At 62.1% G+C, this 17,753-nt stretch carries 13 protein-coding genes and 2 pseudogenes; 5 read left to right on the top strand and 10 right to left on the bottom strand.

Annotation, left to right across the window (positions count from 1 at the left end; translation table 11 throughout):
* Positions 1 to 32: 32 nt before the first annotated feature.
* Positions 33 to 905 (top strand): helix-turn-helix domain-containing protein, encoded by an 873-nt coding sequence (locus E4631_RS09950; RefSeq protein WP_317129128.1) that lies wholly within the window; start codon positions 33 to 35, stop codon positions 903 to 905.
* Positions 906 to 938: 33 nt separating this feature from the next.
* Positions 939 to 1,172: pseudogene (locus E4631_RS09945) on the top strand (cupin domain-containing protein); the annotation flags it as partial.
* A gap of 10 nt (positions 1,173 to 1,182) precedes the next feature.
* Here the strand turns inward: E4631_RS09945 and E4631_RS09940 are convergent.
* The 7 genes and pseudogenes from E4631_RS09940 to E4631_RS09910 all read right to left on the bottom strand — a co-directional run bounded on the left by E4631_RS09940 (position 1,183) and on the right by E4631_RS09910 (position 9,228).
* Positions 1,183 to 2,505: a trehalase family glycosidase gene (locus tag E4631_RS09940; protein WP_133659016.1), complete on the bottom strand. Its 1,323-nt coding sequence runs from the start codon at positions 2,503 to 2,505 to the stop codon at positions 1,183 to 1,185.
* Between the two features lie 148 nt (positions 2,506 to 2,653).
* Positions 2,654 to 3,109, bottom strand: a complete 456-nt coding sequence (locus tag E4631_RS09935) for a VOC family protein (protein WP_133659017.1) — start codon at positions 3,107 to 3,109, stop codon at positions 2,654 to 2,656.
* A gap of 58 nt (positions 3,110 to 3,167) precedes the next feature.
* Positions 3,168 to 4,238, bottom strand: coding sequence for a PmoA family protein (locus tag E4631_RS09930; RefSeq protein ID WP_133659018.1), 1,071 nt, complete (start codon positions 4,236 to 4,238; stop codon positions 3,168 to 3,170).
* Between the two features lie 21 nt (positions 4,239 to 4,259).
* Positions 4,260 to 5,624: a Gfo/Idh/MocA family protein gene (locus E4631_RS09925; RefSeq protein ID WP_133659019.1), complete on the bottom strand. Its 1,365-nt coding sequence runs from the start codon at positions 5,622 to 5,624 to the stop codon at positions 4,260 to 4,262.
* A 30-nt stretch (positions 5,625 to 5,654) separates the two neighbouring features.
* On the bottom strand, positions 5,655 to 7,031 hold the full coding sequence (locus E4631_RS09920; protein WP_240734813.1) for a DUF1080 domain-containing protein: 1,377 nt from the start codon (positions 7,029 to 7,031) through the stop codon (positions 5,655 to 5,657).
* A 275-nt stretch (positions 7,032 to 7,306) separates the two neighbouring features.
* A pseudogene (locus E4631_RS09915) lies at positions 7,307 to 7,537 on the bottom strand (RagB/SusD family nutrient uptake outer membrane protein); the annotation flags it as partial.
* 194 nt (positions 7,538 to 7,731) lie between these two features.
* Positions 7,732 to 9,228 (bottom strand): helix-turn-helix domain-containing protein, encoded by a 1,497-nt coding sequence (locus E4631_RS09910; RefSeq protein ID WP_133659020.1) that lies wholly within the window; start codon positions 9,226 to 9,228, stop codon positions 7,732 to 7,734.
* A gap of 300 nt (positions 9,229 to 9,528) precedes the next feature.
* Between E4631_RS09910 and aceB the strand changes: the two genes are divergently transcribed.
* From aceB to pckA, 3 genes are all read left to right on the top strand, one after another.
* Entirely contained in the window at positions 9,529 to 11,154 is a 1,626-nt protein-coding gene (gene aceB / locus E4631_RS09905) for a malate synthase A (RefSeq protein WP_133659021.1), read from the top strand.
* A 200-nt stretch (positions 11,155 to 11,354) separates the two neighbouring features.
* Positions 11,355 to 12,638, top strand: coding sequence for an isocitrate lyase (gene aceA, locus E4631_RS09900; RefSeq protein WP_133659022.1), 1,284 nt, complete (start codon positions 11,355 to 11,357; stop codon positions 12,636 to 12,638).
* Between the two features lie 118 nt (positions 12,639 to 12,756).
* Entirely contained in the window at positions 12,757 to 14,394 is a 1,638-nt protein-coding gene (pckA, locus tag E4631_RS09895; protein ID WP_133659023.1) for a phosphoenolpyruvate carboxykinase (ATP), read from the top strand.
* 386 nt (positions 14,395 to 14,780) lie between these two features.
* On the opposite strand, the gene hemF is transcribed toward pckA, so the two are convergent.
* The 3 genes from hemF to E4631_RS09880 form a co-directional block, all read right to left on the bottom strand.
* Positions 14,781 to 15,779 (bottom strand): oxygen-dependent coproporphyrinogen oxidase, encoded by a 999-nt coding sequence (hemF, locus tag E4631_RS09890; RefSeq protein ID WP_133659024.1) that lies wholly within the window; start codon positions 15,777 to 15,779, stop codon positions 14,781 to 14,783.
* A gap of 6 nt (positions 15,780 to 15,785) precedes the next feature.
* Positions 15,786 to 16,688: a universal stress protein gene (locus tag E4631_RS09885; RefSeq protein ID WP_133659025.1), complete on the bottom strand. Its 903-nt coding sequence runs from the start codon at positions 16,686 to 16,688 to the stop codon at positions 15,786 to 15,788.
* A 239-nt stretch (positions 16,689 to 16,927) separates the two neighbouring features.
* A complete protein-coding gene (locus tag E4631_RS09880) occupies positions 16,928 to 17,653 on the bottom strand; it encodes a sulfite exporter TauE/SafE family protein (protein WP_133659026.1) in 726 nt (241 codons plus the stop codon).
* Between the last annotated feature and the right edge of the window lie 100 nt (positions 17,654 to 17,753).

Here is a 17,753-nt window from a genome sequence, read left to right as displayed (position 1 = left end):
ATTTCAAAACAATAAGCGAATTCCACGAATTCGTGCGCTTGCCCAAGCCCCAGCATCCACTGCTCAGCGTGGTGGATGTTGGGGCCGTACCGCCCCGCGAGGAGGAGGCGGAGCCACTTACCATGCTGCTGGATTTTTACGCCATTTCCGTAAAAAGAATGCACAACATTAATTTCAAATACGGGCAGCATCCGTTTGATTTCAACGAGGGTATTTTGTCGTTTATGGCGCCCAGCCAGGTGTTTAGCTCCGCTGTTGCCAACAAAGCCGAAGCCGTGAAAAAATCGGGCTGGGTCATTTATATCCACCCCGATTTTATTTGGAATACGCCGCTGGCCAAAACCATCAAGCACTACGATTTCTGGGATTATTCGCTCCACGAGGGCTTGTTTCTATCGGCCAAGGAAGAGGCAACTATTACCAATATTATTCTGGCCATTGAGCAGGAATGCAGCGGTAATATTGACCGGTTCAGCAAGGGTATTATTATATCGCAAGTAGAAGGCTTGCTGAACTACGCCGACCGGTTTTATAACCGCCAGTTCATCACCCGCGAAAAAGCCAACCACCAGGTTTTGGAACGGCTGGAAACCCTGCTGAATGACTATTTCAACAGCGATAACCTGGCGGAAAGAGGCCTGCCCACCGTGCAGTACGTGGCCGACTGCCTGCACCTGTCGCCCAAGTACTTGAGTAATATCCTGCGCCTGGTAACCGGGCAAAATACCCAGCAGCACATTCACGCCCAGCTGATTGCGAAGGCTAAGGAAAAATTATCGACTACTAGCTTAACCGTTAGTGAAATAGCGTACGAGTTGGGTTTTGAGCACGTGCCCTCGTTTAGCAAGCTGTTCAAGACAAAAACGCAATTATCACCCTTGGAATTTAGGGCTTCGTTTACTTGACTAAGAGGGGGCTAGGGGGGAGGTGCCCCAGGCGGCAAGCACCAGCACCCGGAGGAGGAGCTAGCCATGGTGCGGGAGGGTACGGTGGAGGTGCTGGTGCACGGCGAGCTCCAACGGGCCGGCCCCGGCTTCGTTGTTTTTCAGGCGCCCAACCAGCTGCACAGCCTGCAAAATGTGGGTACTACGCGCGTCGTGTGCCACGTAATGAAGTGGCGCTCTGCCAAAACCGGCCCGCCCGGCCAAGCCCTGAGCCTGGGCGGGGGGTAGGCGCTGAAAGTTATTTCACCGTGTCATACAAGCGGGCCATCGCGAGGAGCGGGTTGTGGCCCAGGTAATCGCGGCATGGCACGTTGTACTTGCTGGTGGGCTTGCGCTGTACATCTTCGGGGTGGCCGCCCAGCGGGTGGTAAAACTCCCAGATGGTGCCAGTCCGGGCAAATTGCCGGGCCGAATCATCCAGCGCTTTTTCCAGGATGAGCCGGGCCGCGTCTTTGCGACCGTAGGTCAGGCAGGCGCGGGCGGCCCAGTAGGCCATGCTGTTCCAGGCCGGGCCGCGCCACATGCGCAGCTCAAATTTGGGGTCCCGGCGGCCCACCGTGGCAATGGGATGGGCAGTTAAAAAAACCGACTTGTTTAGTAAGTAGCTATCAATGTAGCGGTTGGCCTGCTCCGGGGTGGCCGCCCCGGTTACCAGGGGCCACATGCTTTCGAAGGGCAGGTTGCGCAGGGTCGCATCTTTCACGGCCCAGCTGTCATAAAACATGCCGGTGGCAGGCACATACAGCTGGGTTTGAATAAAGACCTGCAAGTCGTGGGCCCGCCGGTCGTAGTACGTCGCGTCCATTCCGAGCTGGCGCGCCCATTGCGCGGCCACCCGGTACAGGGCGTACACGTGGCTGGTGGCATCGACGCACGCGAGGGGCCCCTTGGCTACGTCGTCGAAGCGAATACCCTCATCGACGCCGCTTTCCCATTTCTTCAACAAGATATCGTTGTAGAAAAAGCCTTCGCCCTCGGCCTTCCGGGTGTTCTCAAACCACGTTATCTGGCGGATTAAGGGCGTGTAAAACTGCCGGATAACCGCGCTGTCGTGGGTCACGCGCACGTATTCCTGCACGGCCAGAGGCCAGAGCGGCGGGTGGCCCTGGGTGGTTTTGTTCCAGCGCACCGAATCGTGCTGGGCCAGGCCGCCGGGCATGTAGATAGAGCCCGGAATCAGCCCGCTGGGCTCCTGGTTTTTGACGTCGTTCAGCAGCTGGTGCAGCGCGTGCTCGGGGTAGGCGGGCAGCACATCGAGGCTTTCGTGCACAATATCCCAGTGCCCGAAGGCATTGCCGTAGACGTAGCCGGGGCCCAGGTCTTCCCACTCGTAGTCGAAAGGCCAGGCCGCCGGATGCGTCGCCCGCTGGTGCAGGCGAGCCACGTAGGCCAGCATCGGTCGCCACGTTGGCTTGCCGACGCGCAACGCCTCCGCGGCCAGCTGCTCCCAGCTGCCCGCATTGGTCTGCGAGTGGGCAAGCGGCGCGCTAGCCTGGGCCGCTACCTCAGAAAGGGGGCTAGTAGCTAGGCAGATAAGGGTTAGTCGTGGTAGCCAATGCATAGGGCGTCCTGTTTTCTTGCTAATTTGCTCACCCTAACCCGCCCGGCCTGGGCACGGCCGGCCGACCCGCATCGCCGCCTGACGGACGCGTAGCCCCTCCCTACCCCCCCTGGCCGAAGCCGTGCTGGTGCGGGCATTAAAGACCAGCTCACGGCGCGTCATTGATTTCAACCCAATAGCCGTCCGGGTCCTGAATGTAAATCTGCTTTACCCCGTCTAGGCGGGCGGTAGGTACTTTGCTGTCGCCCTTCAGATTGGTGTAGGCCACGCCAAGCGCGTCGAGGTGGTCCATAAATGCGCTTAGCGAAGGTACGCTGAAACACAGGTGAGCGTCTTTGCTGGCGCCGACCGGGCACCCGCGCTGAATGACGTGCAGCTGAAGATTCGGCCCAATCCTGAACCACATATGCAGCCCATCGTGGAAGGGATTGGGTATTTCCTGCAGCCCAATGGCAGTGTGGTAGAAAGCTGTGCTCCGCTTCAAGTCGTGCACGCACACGGCGGCATGGTTGAAAACGGGCGTGGCGGCAGGTCGCGATTGCCCGCGTGCCACGGGCATTCCGACAAAGCCAGCCAGCAAAACAAACAACACAGCTAACTTCATGAGGAGCAGGCGCGAGGATAGAAAAGGCAGTTGCCCGCCAGCAGGGGGGTAGGGCTGGCTACTTGAGGGTAGCCATGCTCTTTTTCTTGGCAAAATCAGCGGCGGCCTCGTTCAGCTGCTTGGCCGAGAGGGTTTTGGCACCTTCGTCAATCAGCACGCGGTAGCGAAAGGTTGCCGATTCGCCCTTTTTGAGCTGCAGGTTTTTAGCCGAGGCTCCGTTGGTAAATATCTTCTCGCCCAGCGGGTTGGCCGCAAACAGGCCGTAGCCCCGCGCGTGCCAGAAGGTGGGGTAGTTCGGGTTTTGGGGGTAGTCCAGGATGGCCACCGTAACGGAGTCGGTGCCCATTTTGCCGTACACTTTGCACCAGTTGCCGCGGGTGCTCCAGGCATCGTTGCCGCGCTTGCCGGCGCTGGTCAGGTAGTTGCCGTTGGGCACGTGGTCGGTGCCGGCTTTCACCACCGTCACGATGCCTTTGCTGTCCGTAAACTTCTCGTCTTTGTCGCTGGGCATTTGCAGCTCGTGGGCCAGGCGCAGGCCCAGCAGGCCATCTTTGGCATCGGTAAAGGTGACGTCCTGCACCGCTTTGAGCGTCGTGACGCGGTCGATGGTGCGGGCCCGCGCCGTGCCGCTAAACTCAAAGCGGGTGGTTTCTTCCAGCAGCACCTGGTTTTGCTGGTTGGTCCAGTTGGCGTGGTAGGCCAGCGCGCCGGTGGGCCCGCTGCTGGTAGTCAGAATCTTATCGGTTTTAATCCAGCCGTAGTCCTTTTTCTTCTCCTGCGGAATGGCGTAGGAGTTGTTCCAAAAGTCCAGCCCGTTCACGTTCTCAAAATTGAACCACAGGCCAATGTGGTGCGGGTGGTCGGTGGGGTCGCCGGGCCGGGGGTTGAGCGGAAACCCGCGGGTGACGACGGTGCCGTTGGCGGCGCGCAGCGGATACAGCACCGGCTTCTCCAGCGAGTCGGGGTATAAGAAGCTGGTGAATAGCTTATTGCCTATAAATACGTCAATCTTCTTGGCCTTAGCGTCTTTGGTTACGCGTACCGGCTCGGCTGGCTGGGCCGCAGCCTCCGCAAAGCACGCGAGGGTGAGCAGCAAGGCGCTGCCGCTGGAAAGGGCGAATCTGGTCATCGGGTGGGGGGTAGGGAAGCGTTAGTATTTGAACACCTTGCCGCCCACCATCACTTCCTGGGTCTTCTCGTCAAACGTAGCCTTCTGGCCCGAGTGCACGGCGGCGTTGGTCATGATGGTGGCAATCGAATGGCTGTAGCCGGCCTCGACCGGGGCGTGGGGCGTTTGGCGGCTGCGCACGCACTCCATCCAGTTGCGGATGTGGTTGGACGTCAGCTTATCACCGCCCGTGTTGGCCGATGCGATAACCGGCTCTACCTCCGACAAGCTCGACTCGGGCAGCAGGAAGGGCTGCATTTTCATGTCGGCAGCGAATTTCTGCGTCAGGCCGCCGCGCGGCGTCACGGCGTTGGTATTCAGGTTCAGCTCGCCGCCGTTGGAGTAGTAAATTTCGGTCGGGTGCTCGTCGCCGTTGTCCATGCGCGAGCCAAACGTGACCTGGAAGCCCTCGGCCAGGTTGTTGAGGGGGCCGTAGTCGAACACCGCCGTGATGGTATCCCAGTTCTTGCGGCCGTCCTTCCACATATAAATGCCGCCGTTGGCCACCACGCTGCGCGGGTGGGGTAGGCCCGTAAACCAGTGCACGGTATCAATCTGGTGGCTCATCCACTGCCCCGCCAGGCCTGAGGAGTAGGGCCAGAACAGCCGAAACTCCAGGTACTTGCGGGCGTCGAAGGCCTCGGCGGGGCGGTTCATCAGGTAGCGCTTCCAGTCGGTGTCGGCCTCCTGGAGCTGGGGCACCAGGTCGGGGCGGCGCCAGCGGCCGGGCTGGTTCACGTTCCAGGTCAGCTCCACCATCTTGAGGGGGCCAAACTTGCCCGACTTGATGAAGGCCTCGGCGGCGTGGTAGTTGGCCCCGCTGCGGCGCTGCGAGCCGATTTGCACAATCTGCTTCGACGCCTTGATGGCCTTGAGGGCGGCGCGGTTGTCGGCCATCGTTTCGGCAAAGGGCTTTTCGCAGTACACGTCGCAGCCCGCTTGCACGGCCTCAATGGCGTGTAGCGCGTGCTGAAAGTCGGCGGTGCTCACAAACACCGCGTCCACGACCTTCTTATCGTACATCTCCTCGTTGTTGCGGTAGGCCGCAACGTCGTGCCCCAGCTTTTCTTTCCAGGTGGCGGCGCCCTCTTCGCGGCGCTTTTTCCAGATGTCGGACACGCCCACCACGTCGAAGTTGAGCTCCTTATAATGGTTCAGAAAGGAGGGAATGTGCGAGCTGCGGTGGCGGTCCGAAAAGCCGACCACGCCCACGCGCACCCGGTCATTGGCGCCGATAATGCGTTTGTAGCTGCTGGCCGACCACGCGGTGCGCGCCAGCAGCACGCCCGCGCCGGCCAGGGCCGTTTGCTTAAGAAAAAGACGCCGGGGATTCGTTTCAGTAGACATGGGTGGAGAAGAGGGGGGTAGGGATGAAGGTTACTTTAACTGCTTGATTTTAAGGCTGCGAAACGACACCTGGTTGCCGTGGTCCTGCAGCAGAATGCGGCCCTGCGGAGCCATGCCGAAATTTGGCCAGATGTGGTACTTGCTCAGGGCCACCAGCTCCAGAAACTCTTTCGAGCCGCGGGTGTATTCCAATACTTTAGCGCCGTTCAGGTAGTGCTCCACGCGGTTATCAGGGTGCACTACCACGCGGCCCACGTTCCACTCGCCAATGGGGTGAATGAAGCGCGGCGGCTTGTCGGCCCGCTTCAGGTCGTAGAGGGAGGCCAGCGTGCGGTCGCCGTCGCGGCCCAGCTTGGCATCGGGGTGCAGCGCATCGTCGAGCACCTGATACTCCAGGCCGATGGCCGAACCCTCGGTTTTTTCGTCCAGCGTCACGAAGTATTTCACGCCGCTGTTGGCGCCGGGCGTCAGCTTAAACTCAAACGACAGGTCGAAGGCCCGGTACTGGTCGTTGGTTACGATGTCGCCACCGTTGGCCGCCTCCTTGCCGGCCGATGGCTGCACGGTCAGGGTGCCGTTGGCTACTTCCCAGCCTTTGGCCGGGAAGGCCGTGCCCTTGGCGCTGCGCCAGCCCGCCGAGCTTTTGCCATCAAACAGCAGCTTCCAGCCGTGCTGCTTCTCGTAGGTGCTCAGGTAGTTGGGTACGAAGTTGACGACGTAGATATCGGCCGGAAAGGCACTGGGCTGCAAGTTGGTCGTCTTGATTTTGATGTTCTTAAAGTAGACCTTCTTTCCCTCCTGCTCCTTGGTCGTGATGCCGTGCACCTGCAAGCCAATGAAGCCTTTGGGGTCGATGGGGTCCACCACGTAGGCCACCGGCACGTTGTTAACCCACGTCTTCATCTCGTTGCCGATGCACTCCACTTTCACGTGGTTGTACTGGCCCACTTTGAAGGCCGTTTTGGCTTCGGGGTGCAAATCGAGGGGGTAGAGCCACTGGCGGCCGTCGTAGATGCCGCCCGACCAGCTCCGGTCCGAGGGGTCGAATTCGACCTGTCGGCCATACACCTTGCCCGGCGCCTCCGGCGAGTCGAAATGGCTGCGCGTTTGCACGCCCGAGTTGCTCACCGGGCTCTCCACCATGGCATCCAGCTCCAGCACAAAGTCGCCGTATTCCTTTTCGGTGACCAGAAACGTGTTGCCCGAATTCATCACGGACGTGCCCACGATAGCGCCATTCTCGACCTTGTAGTCGGCCGTGCCCGCCAGGCGCTTCCAGCCCGTCAGGGTTTTGCCGTCAAACAGGTTTTGCCAGCCGTCAGCGCGTTGCACCAGGGTAGGGCGCGGGTTACTGAAGGCCATCGAGGCCGCTACCGTTACAGTGGCCAATGCTTGGATTTTTTTCAATTGGGTGGGGATAAAGAGAAGGTAGAAGAAGTCAAATCTGGGCGGTAATGTAGTCTAAAATTTGCTATGCACCGACCTGCAATTACCTGGTATCTATTGCTTATTACAGCAGGCTCTAAGTGAATCGTTGTCCTGCTCATCTTGCGTCCGCTTGTCGAAGCATCTCTACCGCTTCATTGAACCGATTGGGTTTACTCTCGTGGTAGAGATGCTTCGACAAGCGGACGCCAGATGAGCATGACAACGATTTACTTAAATCTCAATTTCACAGACACTTAGTACCCCGGATTCTGCGGGAAGGCCGTGATGCCGCCGGCCGTGCGGTCAATCTGGTCCTGCGGAATGGGGCGCAGCTCGTGCTTGCTGGCCTTGATGTTGGGGGCCGCGTCGGGGTTGTAGAGTTTAACGCGCTCAATGAGAATGCCCCAGCGCTTCAGGTCAAACCAGCGGAACATCTCGCCGAGCAGCTCGCGGGCCCGCTCCTGCATAATCAGGTCCATGGTGAGCAGGCCAACCACGCCATCTACAACCACACCATCGAAAAGTGGCGAACGGAATATAACCTCACTTAAGCTGCTGAAAGAGGGTGGGGGTGGTCGGGCCTAACCAGGGAGAGGCCTCATGAATAATGCCAGGGGTAGGCGTGGTGTATGGTCCACCTCCCGTGCGACCCTTAAAAACAACCGCTTTGCCCGCCTCTTTACCCCTGCACCAGGGCCGCTACGGCCGTTTCGAAGCTGGCCCGCTCGGCAGTTTGCTGCACCTGAGTAGGCGGCGCGGCGCGCACCTCACAATCGGCTAGCGGGCAGCGCTCACAGGTTTCATTTACCACTTTTACCGGCAGGGCAGGGTCAGTAAGAAAAGCGAGCTGCTGGCGCAGGTTGTCGTCGCAGCGCAGGCCCACGGTCACGCTCATGGCGGGCTCGGTAGCCGCCCCCACGCGCGCCAGCGTCAGGCACAGGTACTCGTCGTCGGTGCCCAGGTATTGTGAGCGCTGCGCACTAATCAGCAGGTGCGGGGCGCCGCCCTTAGGTGGCAAGGCGCGGCCGTCGGCCAGCAGGCGCAGGCTCACCCAGCGGCGGCAATAGTGCTCGCGCAGCTCGTTGCCGTGCGGGTTGTGCAGGCGCGAGAGGTGCAGCTCTTTGGTCAGCTTATAAGGCGCGTCGGCCTGAGGCTGGTCGAAGCGCAGAAAAAACAAGCTATTCAGCCCAAAGTGCTTGGGTAGGAGCGTGGTAAAGCGCTGAAGCAGCATTTCGGGGCTCACGTCGTAGCGCGTGAGTAGCGCCAGCAGCGCGGCCGGCTGCCACTGCCTGGCGGCAAATACCTGGCGCAGGTCGCGCACCAGGCTATCCTCCTCCATCAGCAAGGCACTGGCGAAGTACGAGGCCCGAAAATTATTCAGCACCTCTTCAAACGAGCGTACCTCCAGCGGGTTGGGGCTGGCATAGTGGCGCTCTTTCAGCCGCAGGTAGTTGAAGCCAATCTCCCGGCCCAGCACAAATGCCTGCTGGCCCTGGCTCAGGCCCGGCAGCAGCAGCAGGGTCTTGGTTCTGGGCTGAAATACTGAGCGCAGCCGCCCGGCCACCGCCACCGAGTTGCCGGCCAGCGTGGTCCGGTCGAGGGTGTAGCCGTAGTCCTGGGTCAGAATAGCTTCGAGGGCATCCAGGTCAAATGGGGGGGTAGGCACCTGCCGGTGGCTGGCCACGAAGGCCTGCACATCCTGCTCCAGGTCCTCGAAGTAGTTGTCGTGCATCTCCTGGTACGAGCGCAGCGCCGCCAGGTAGAAATGCTCCTGCCGCAGCTCATAGTTGCGCGCTATCTCGAAGAGCGTGCTGATAAAGGCGTTGATTTTGGCCGGCGCATTGGCAATCAGTTCGAACAGCCGCACCGGTTCCAGGCCGTACATCGCCAGCGGAAAATCCTGCATCACCTTCGAGCTGAGCAGGTCGGCAATGGGCTCCAAGCGGCGCGGCAACACCGTAGATATCAGCTGGTCGTAGCGTACTCCCAGGTGCTTGCTCAAGCTCAGAATCTTGTTGGCTTTCGGGTATTTCTTACCCTTCTCAATTTCATTGAGGTAGCTCACGCTCAGGTCGCAGGCCTCTGCCAGCTCGGCGGGCGATAGGCCACGCTCCTGGCGCAGCTCGCGCAGCTTTAACCCAAAAATGAGACGAACGACCTGGCCGTGATTTAGCATAGGGAAGGAAGGAAGAAGATGACCAGCGCAGCCTGGCAGCCCTGGCTACCACTAGCCAGGCACTTACCCATATTTTTTGCATTTTTTTCACGAGGTGCCAAAACAGCGTCTGCGCCCGGCAAACGACCATTTTGGGTTTGACAAAGTTACTGATTTTTAGCTAATTCTACTTATTTAGCGAATATTCGCTAATTATTAAAATTCGCTACCGTATGTTTGTCTCAGTGCTACCAGCTTCAGCAGGGTGGCCCGCTCCCAACTGAAGTTACCAGTTTTTTTTCACCCTTACTTCCTCTCTATATGCCACTTACCGCCAATGCACCAGTTGCCACGCTGGCCTACCGCACCCCAGAGCGGGTACGGGTCACGGGGGAGTTTCGCACCGAGTTTGCGGAGATTCTAACCTTCGCCGCGCTGAATTTTGTGGCCGAGCTGCACCGGCAGTTCGACCCTACCCGGCGCGACTTACTGGCTCGCCGCGCGGCACGGCAGGTGGAGCTGATGGCCGGCCAGCTGCCCGCTTTTTTGCCCGCCACCCAGCAGCTGCGCGAGCGGGACTGGACCGTGGCCCCGCTGCCCGCCGACCTGCTCGACCGCCGCGTGGAGATAACAGGGCCCGTGGAGCGGAAGATGATTATCAATGCGTTGAACTCGGGGGCGAAGGTCTTTATGGCCGATTTGGAGGACTCCAACTCGCCGACCTGGTCCAACGTTATCGAGGGCCAGCGCAACCTGCGCGATGCCGTGCGCCGCACCATCAGCCTCACTACCCCCACCAAGGAGTACAAGCTCAACGACGAAACGGCCGTGCTCATGGTGCGGCCCCGCGGCTGGCACCTCACCGAAAAGCACATTCTGGTCGATGGCGAGCCTATCAGCGCCTCAATACTTGACTTTGGCCTGTATTATTTTCACAATGCCCACGAGTTGGTACAGCGCGGCACGGGGCCGTACTTCTACCTGCCCAAGCTGGAAAGCCACCTCGAAGCCCGCCTCTGGAACGACGTGTTCACCTTTGCCCAACAGGCTGTTTCCCAGCCTAAAGGCACTATCAAGGCGACGGTGCTGATAGAAACGCTGCCCGCCGCCTTCGAGCTGCACGAGATACTCTGGGAGCTGCGCCGGCACAGCGCCGGCCTCAACTGCGGGCGCTGGGACTATATTTTCAGCTACATCAAGCGCCTGGGGCTGAACCCCGAGTTTCGCCTCCCCGACCGCTCCGAAGTGACGATGACGGTGCCCTTTATGGCCGCGTATTCGCAGCTGGTCATCCAGACCTGCCACCGCCGGGGCGTGCACGCCATGGGCGGCATGGCGGCCCAGATTCCCATCAAAAACGACCCGGCCGCCAATGAAATCGCCCTGGAGAAGGTACGGCTCGACAAGGTGCGCGAGGCCACCAATGGCCACGATGGCACCTGGGTAGCCCACCCCGGCCTGGTGCCGGTAGCGATGGCCGTCTTCAATGAGCTGATGCCCGGCGCCAACCAAATCGACAACGAGCGCCTCGACGTGCACGTGACCGCCGCCGACCTGGTGCGCGCCCCGCAGGGCCACATCACGGAGGCGGGGCTGAAGCTAAATATCGACGTGGCCATTCAGTACCTGGCCTCGTGGCTGGGCGGCAACGGCTGCGTGCCGATTTATAACCTAATGGAGGACGCGGCCACCGCCGAAATCTCCCGGGCCCAGGTGTGGCAGTGGCTGCACACGCCCGGCACGCTCCTGGCCGATGGCCGGCACGTGACCACGGAACTATATAAGTCGCTACTGCCCGGCCAGCTGGCCAAAATTGAGGCGCTGGTAGGCAGTGAAGCCTTTGAAAATGGCCACTTTACGGAAGCCGCCCGCATTTTTAACCGGCTGGTGCTGAGCGAACAGTTTATCGAGTTCCTGACCGTGCCGGCCTACGACGAGCTGGCCTAAAGCCGCCGTCCCGGTCCGCCGGCGCGAGCCGGCCGACCGGTTGTCGTTGAGTCGTTTGACCAGCCGGCCCTGGTCTGCCCTACCCCCCCCCTAGATTTTCTGGTGGACTTAACAGAGTCAACCGGTCGGTCGGCTTGCGCCGACGGACCGGAGCCTACCCCCTTGTCTTTTTTCAAACCCTTTCATTCACCCGTAACATCATGGCTACCAATTCGCAACGCATAACCGACATTGCCCTGAACTGGGCCACGAACCCCCGCTGGGCGGGCATCGAGCGGCCCTACTCGGCCGAAGACGTGGTGAAGCTGCAAGGCTCGGTGCACATCGAGCATTCGTTGGCCCGGCAAGGAGCCGAGCGCCTCTGGAGCTTGCTGCACAGCGAGGAATACGTAGCGGGCCTGGGGGCCCTCACCGGCAACCAGGCGGTGCAGGAAATACAGGCTGGCCTGCAAGCCATCTACCTGAGTGGCTGGCAGGTAGCGGCCGACGCCAACAACGCCGGCCAGATGTACCCCGACCAGAGCCTCTACCCCGTTGACAGCGTGCCGGCCGTGGTGCGGCGCATCAACAACGCCCTCATGCGGGCCGACCAGATTCAGCACCTTGCCGGCAAGAACGATGTGCATTACCTGGCCCCCATTGTGGCCGATGCGGAGGCGGGTTTTGGGGGTAACCTCAACGCGTTTGAGCTGATGAAAATGATGATTGAGGCCGGCGCGGCCGGGGTGCACTTTGAGGACCAGCTGTCCTCAGCCAAAAAGTGCGGACACCTGGGCGGCAAAGTACTGGTACCTACCCAAGAAGCTATCAATAAGCTGGTTGCGGCCCGCCTGGCGGCCGATGTACTGGGCGTGCCCACGTTGATTGTAGCTCGGACGGATGCCGATGCGGCCGACCTGCTCACGGCCGATGTAGACGAGCGCGACCAGCCGTTTGTGCGGCAAGAGGCCGACCGTACGCCGGAGGGCTTTTACCGCATCCGGTGCGGGGTAGAGGCTGCCATTGCGCGGGGCCTGGCCTACGCGCCATATGCCGACCTGATTTGGATGGAAACCTCGGACCCCGACCTGGGCCACGCCCGCCGGTTTGCGGAGGCTATGCACGCGCAGTTTCCGGGTAAGCTGCTGGCTTACAACTGCTCGCCTTCCTTCAACTGGGCCGCCAAGCTGAGCGTCGAGCAAATGGAAACCTTCCGCGAGGAGCTGGCCGCGCTGGGCTACAAGTTTCAGTTTATCACGCTGGCCGGCTTCCACGCCCTCAACACCAGCATGTTTGAGCTGGCCCAGGCCTACCGCAAGCGCGGCATGGCCGGCTACTCCGAATTGCAGGAGCGCGAGTTTGCGCTGCAAAAGGATGGCTACCAGGCCGTGAAGCACCAAACCTTCGTGGGCACTGGCTACTTCGACGCCGTGCAGCAAGTGGTGTCGGCCGGCAAGGCCAGCACGGCAGCCCTGGTGGGCAGCACGGAGGAAGCGCAGTTCTGAAAAGCCGCGCGGTGGGGTTGCTAGTGTGCACCCCGCCGCGCGCTACAGGCAGCAATGCACATTCACCTGCCTGATTGGCAGGATTTTATGTTTTATCAGTTAACATTTCCTTCCTGCTATGACTGCTCCTACCCCCCCCAATGCGCTGAACCGCCTGCGGCCCCTGGGCTTCGCGCGCGCCACCCGCGCCCACCTCAACCTGCCGCCGGCCGAGCTGGTGGAGGCCGCCCTGTGCCGCGAAGAGGGCGTGCTAACCGACACCGGGGCGCTGATGTGCGACACCGGCAAGTTTACCGGCCGCTCGCCCAAGGACCGGTTTATCGTGCGCGACGCCATCACGGAGGACAGCGTGTGGTGGGGCGACATCAACATCCCGTTTGAGCCGGCCAAGTTTGACGAGCTGCACCACAAAATGGTGGCTTACCTCGAAGACAAGGAGCTGTACGTGCGCGAAGCCTACGCCGGGGCCCACCCGGCCGCGCAGCTCAAGCTGCGCGTTGTGACGGAGCTAGCCTGGCACAATCTCTTCTGCTACAATCTTTTCCTGCGGCCAACGGCGACGGCCGACACCAGCTGGGCCGCCGATTTCAGCATTATCTGCGCGCCCGGCTTCGAAGCCGACCCGGCCGTGGACGGCACCCGGCAGGCGAATTTCGCCATCCTCAACTTCACTAAAAAGCTGATTCTGATTGGTGGCACGGCCTACGCGGGCGAGATGAAGAAGGGCATTTTTGGAGTGCTCAACTTCCTGCTGCCGCACACCCAGGACACGCTGCCCATGCACTGCTCGGCCAATATTGGGGCGCGGGGCGACGCGGCGGTATTTTTTGGCCTCTCGGGCACGGGCAAAACTACGCTTTCGACCGACCCCAACCGCCACCTGGTGGGCGACGACGAGCACGGCTGGCTGCCCGGCCAGGGCGGCATTTTCAACTTTGAGGGCGGCTGCTACGCCAAGGTTATCGACCTGGCGGCCGACAAGGAGCCCGAAATCTGGCAGGCTATCCGTTTCGGCAGCATCGTCGAAAACACGCGCTTTGTGCCCGGCACCCACACCGTGAACTACGCCAATAAGTCGGTGACCGAAAACACGCGCACGGCCTACCCCATCGATTTTATTCCCAACATCGCGGTGCCGAGCGTGGGGCCGGTGCCCACCCACATTTTCTTTCTCACGGCCGATGCCACGGGCGTGCTACCCCCCCTGAGCCGGCTCGACAAGAGCCACGCCATGTACCACTTCCTGAGCGGCTACACGGCCAAGGTGGCGGGCACCGAAATGGGTATTACGGAGCCACAAGCCACTTTTTCGGCTTGCTTCGGCGCCGTGTTCCTACCCCTGCACCCCACGCGCTACGCCGAAATGCTGGGCCAGAAAATGGACGAGCACCCCGTAAACGTGTGGCTCGTGAACACCGGCTGGACGGGTGGGGGCTACGGCGTCGGCTCGCGGATGCGGCTGAGCCACACCCGCACCCTCATTACGGCGGCCCTCACCGGCCAGCTCGACGCGGTGAAGTTTCGGCCGCACCCGGTGTTTGGGGTGCAGGTGCCCGCCGCCGTGCCCGGCGTGCCCACCGAGCTGCTCGACCCGCGCCGCACCTGGGCCGATAAGGCGGCCTACGACCAGGCCGCTACTACTTTAGCAACCAAGTTTGTGGCGAATTTTGAGAAGTATGTGGCGGCGGCTAATGCCGAAATTATGGCCGGGGCGCCGCTGGTGGCCGAGCCCGCGCACCAGCTGCTGGCCATTTAACTGCGGTAGATGGTGGGCAGATGCCAGAAAAGGAACCACTGCCCAAGCCTCATTAGAAAGAGGCGGATAGCAAGCGCCAAACTCACTAGCGCATGAGTCGGCGCCTGGCCGCTCAACCGGTCCAGGGCTTACGCAAAAGACGTTTGTCATTGCGTAAGCCCTGGACTGGTTGAACGGCCAGGCGCCTACCCCGTCCGTGAGCACTGCATCCGGCAAGAAATAGGTCGAGCTAAGCCGGACAGTTCGAGGCCCTGGTTGACGTCAGAAAGGCACTTCTTGCTGGCCCTCATCTGCGATTCGTACGAAGCCTTGACACGCCTCGCCAGGCAGACGCCCCCTCATAACCGTTCGCCAGCGGGCCGTTTTTGGGCTGCCAGACCAAGTGTTTAGCTAAGGCCCATAATGTCCTTGTTTGCTTCAACGACCATTGGTTCGCCAACCAGTGCCGACGGACCGGACCCGCAGCTAACCCATGCTACGCCCTGGCGTAGCCAGGCTTGGGTGGCGGCCTCCGGCGAGCCGGGGGCGGGTGTCAGGTTATAGGCCCAGGCGGCGTGCGGTGGCAGGCTCATGAGGATGGACTCGGTGCGGCCGCCGGTTTCGAGGCCAAACTTGGTGCCGCGGTCGAGGGCCAGGTTGAACTCGGCGTAGCGGCCGCGGCGCACGGCCTGCCACTCCTGCTCGGCGGCGGTGTAGGAGCGGGTGCGGTTTTGGCGCATCAGGGCGGTGTAAGTGCGGCCGTAGACCTCGCCCACGTCCTGCACGAAGGCAAACAGCTCATCAAACGAGCCATCGACGCCCACCGTCAGCCGGTCAAAGAAAATGCCGCCCACGCCGCGCGTTTCCTGGCGGTGGGGCAGGTAGAAGTACTCGTCGGCCCACTGCTTGAAGCGGGGGTAGTAAGTCGGGTCGTGGCGGTCGCAGGCGGCGCGCACCTGCGCGTGAAACCAGCGCGCCTGGGTTTCGTCCACGTACACGGGGGTCAAATCGAGGCCGCCGCCAAACCAGGCTTCGCCGTTGCCGGCCTCGAAGTAGCGCACGTTCATGTGCGAAATGGGCACGTGGGGGCTGCGCGGGTGCTGCACCACGCTCACGCCGGTGGCAAAGTAGCGGGCATCGGGCAGCAGCAGCTGGCGGGCGGCGGCCGCGCCCAGCTCGCCCCGCACGGCCGAAAAATTCACGCCGCCTTTTTCCAGCACCGCCCCACCCAGAATGACGCGCGTGCGCCCGCCCCCGCCGCCCGCGTGCGCCCACTGGTCCTCCTGAAAAGTAGCGGCCCCGTCGGCCCGCTCCAGCTGCTGGCACAGCCAGTTTTGAAATTCCCGCATCCAAGCTTCGACGGTGGCACGGGCGGCAGTAGTTGCCAGGGTGGGCTCGCTAGTCATTGGTAGTTATAATGTTAGCATGGAGGGTTGTGCCATGAGCCGGGCTTCGGCGGCCTGGCGCAGGCTGCAGCTGGCGCAGCAGGCCGCCGTGGGCAGCGTGCTGGTGGGCAGCAGCAGCACCGGAATACCGAGGTGGTAGGCGTTGGTTTGGCGGTAGTGGGGGTTGAAAAAGCGCCGCACCAGGCAGCCGTCGGCCGTGCCCAGCACCAGCAGCTGCGCCCCCTGGTGGGCACAGAATTCGCTGAGGCCCTCCAGGGCATCGTCGTCGGGCAGCAGGTGGGTAGTGGCGCCGGGCAGGTGGGTACGCGCAGCCAATAAAGCCTTTTTGAGGGGCGCGAGGCCCGCGCTGGTAGGCGCGTAAAACTGTACCAGGTCGAAGTGCGCCTGGGCCGTGCGGGCCAGGGCGGCCAGGGGCGCGAGCTGCGCGCCGCCGAGGCGGGCAAAATCGCCGGCCACTACCAAGCGGCCGGGTAGTTCGGGGTGGCCGGGCGGCACTACCAGCACCGGGCAGCTCACGCGCTCGGGCAGCAGCAGCAGCGGCGCGCCGGTGGCACTGGCGGCGGCGCAGTCGAGCAGGGCCAGGCCCGTCACCACGAGGTCGGCGCAGTAGCCGGTCACCAGCACTTGCAGGCAGTCGGCCAGTGGCTCGGCGGCCACGTGGCAGAGGTAATTGATGCGGCGACCGCTCTGGCGCGTGAGCTGCTGGTAGCGCAGGCGCTCGGCCAGGGCCTCGAGGCGGCGCAGCAGCGCGGCGCGCTCGGGGGGGGGTAGGGCCAGGCCGGTGCCGGCGTGCACCAGCACGATTTCGGCGGGCAGGCGCACGGCAAGCTTGTTGGCATACACCAGCGCATCTTCCGAGGCGGGGGTGAAGTTAATGGGGACGAGAATGGTTTGCAGGGCCGGGGTCATGGTGGAAAGAGCTTTTGAAAAGATATTGGTAATCAGTAGGGTGTTGATTTTTGTAAGGAGGCTGGTTGCCGGTCCGCCGGCGCGAGCCGGCCGACCGGTTGTCGTTGTTAAGCCTGGCACTGCTCGAACTTCATTGTGTTATAACTTATTGATTATAAGAATTTTGCGCAAAGAAATCGCCCGACCCTCGTTCAATGATAACCGGTCGGCCGGCTCGCGCCGGCCGACCGGGCCGGCCCTCAGTGGCAGTAGTGCACCGTAGCCGGCTGGCGCGTAGCCTTTCCCGAAGTGGCCCCCAGGCCCGCCCCCAGTACCGGGCTGACGTAGGGAATGCCCAGCCCGAGTCCGCGCAAAAGGAACAGCCCCGCCAGCGCCAGCGCCGTCACGGGTACGGCCCGGCGCAGGCGCTGCCGCCAGGCCAGCGGCACCAGCTGCCCGCTCAGTGACAAGGCCAGCATCAGCGGCAGCGTGCCCAGCCCAAACAGGCCCATGTAGGCCGCCGCCCCCCCAATGTCCGGCGCGCTCAGGGCCCCGGCCAAGGCCAGGTACACGAGGCCGCAGGGCAGCAGCCCGTTGAGCAAGCCGGTGGTGTAGAGGGCCCCCAGCCCCGGCCGCTGGTAGTAGTAGGCCAGCTGCGTTTTCACTCGGCCCAGCCCGGCGGCCAGCCCCAGCCCGCCCGCCACGCGGCCCAGCCAGCGCTCGGGCGTGGCGACGAGCAGCACAATCAGCCCGCCCGAGAGCAGCGATAATCCCTGCTGCCAGCCTGCCAGCCGCAGGCCCTGGCCTAGCGCCCCCGCCGCCGCGCCCAGCAGCGCGTAGGTGCTCACGCGGCCCAAGTTATAGAGCACGCGCCCAGCTACATAGCGCGGCCCACCCGTGCCCGGCAGCGCCAGCGCAATGGCCCCGCACATCCCCACGCAGTGGAAGCTACCCAACAGCCCAAATAAGAAACCAGCCCACAGCATAAAAGAAGGAGTATGTGCCGGTCCGCCGGCGCAAGCCGGCCGACCGGTTGTCGTTGAATAGATGGGTTAGCGGGTGGGCCAGCGCCGGTCCGCCGGCGCA

Source organism: Hymenobacter sp. UV11, from assembly GCF_004684095.1.
Lineage (GTDB): Bacteria > Bacteroidota > Bacteroidia > Cytophagales > Hymenobacteraceae > Hymenobacter.
The sequence above is the reverse complement of the archived record's forward strand: the minus strand, read 5'-3'. Positions and strand labels throughout refer to the sequence as shown.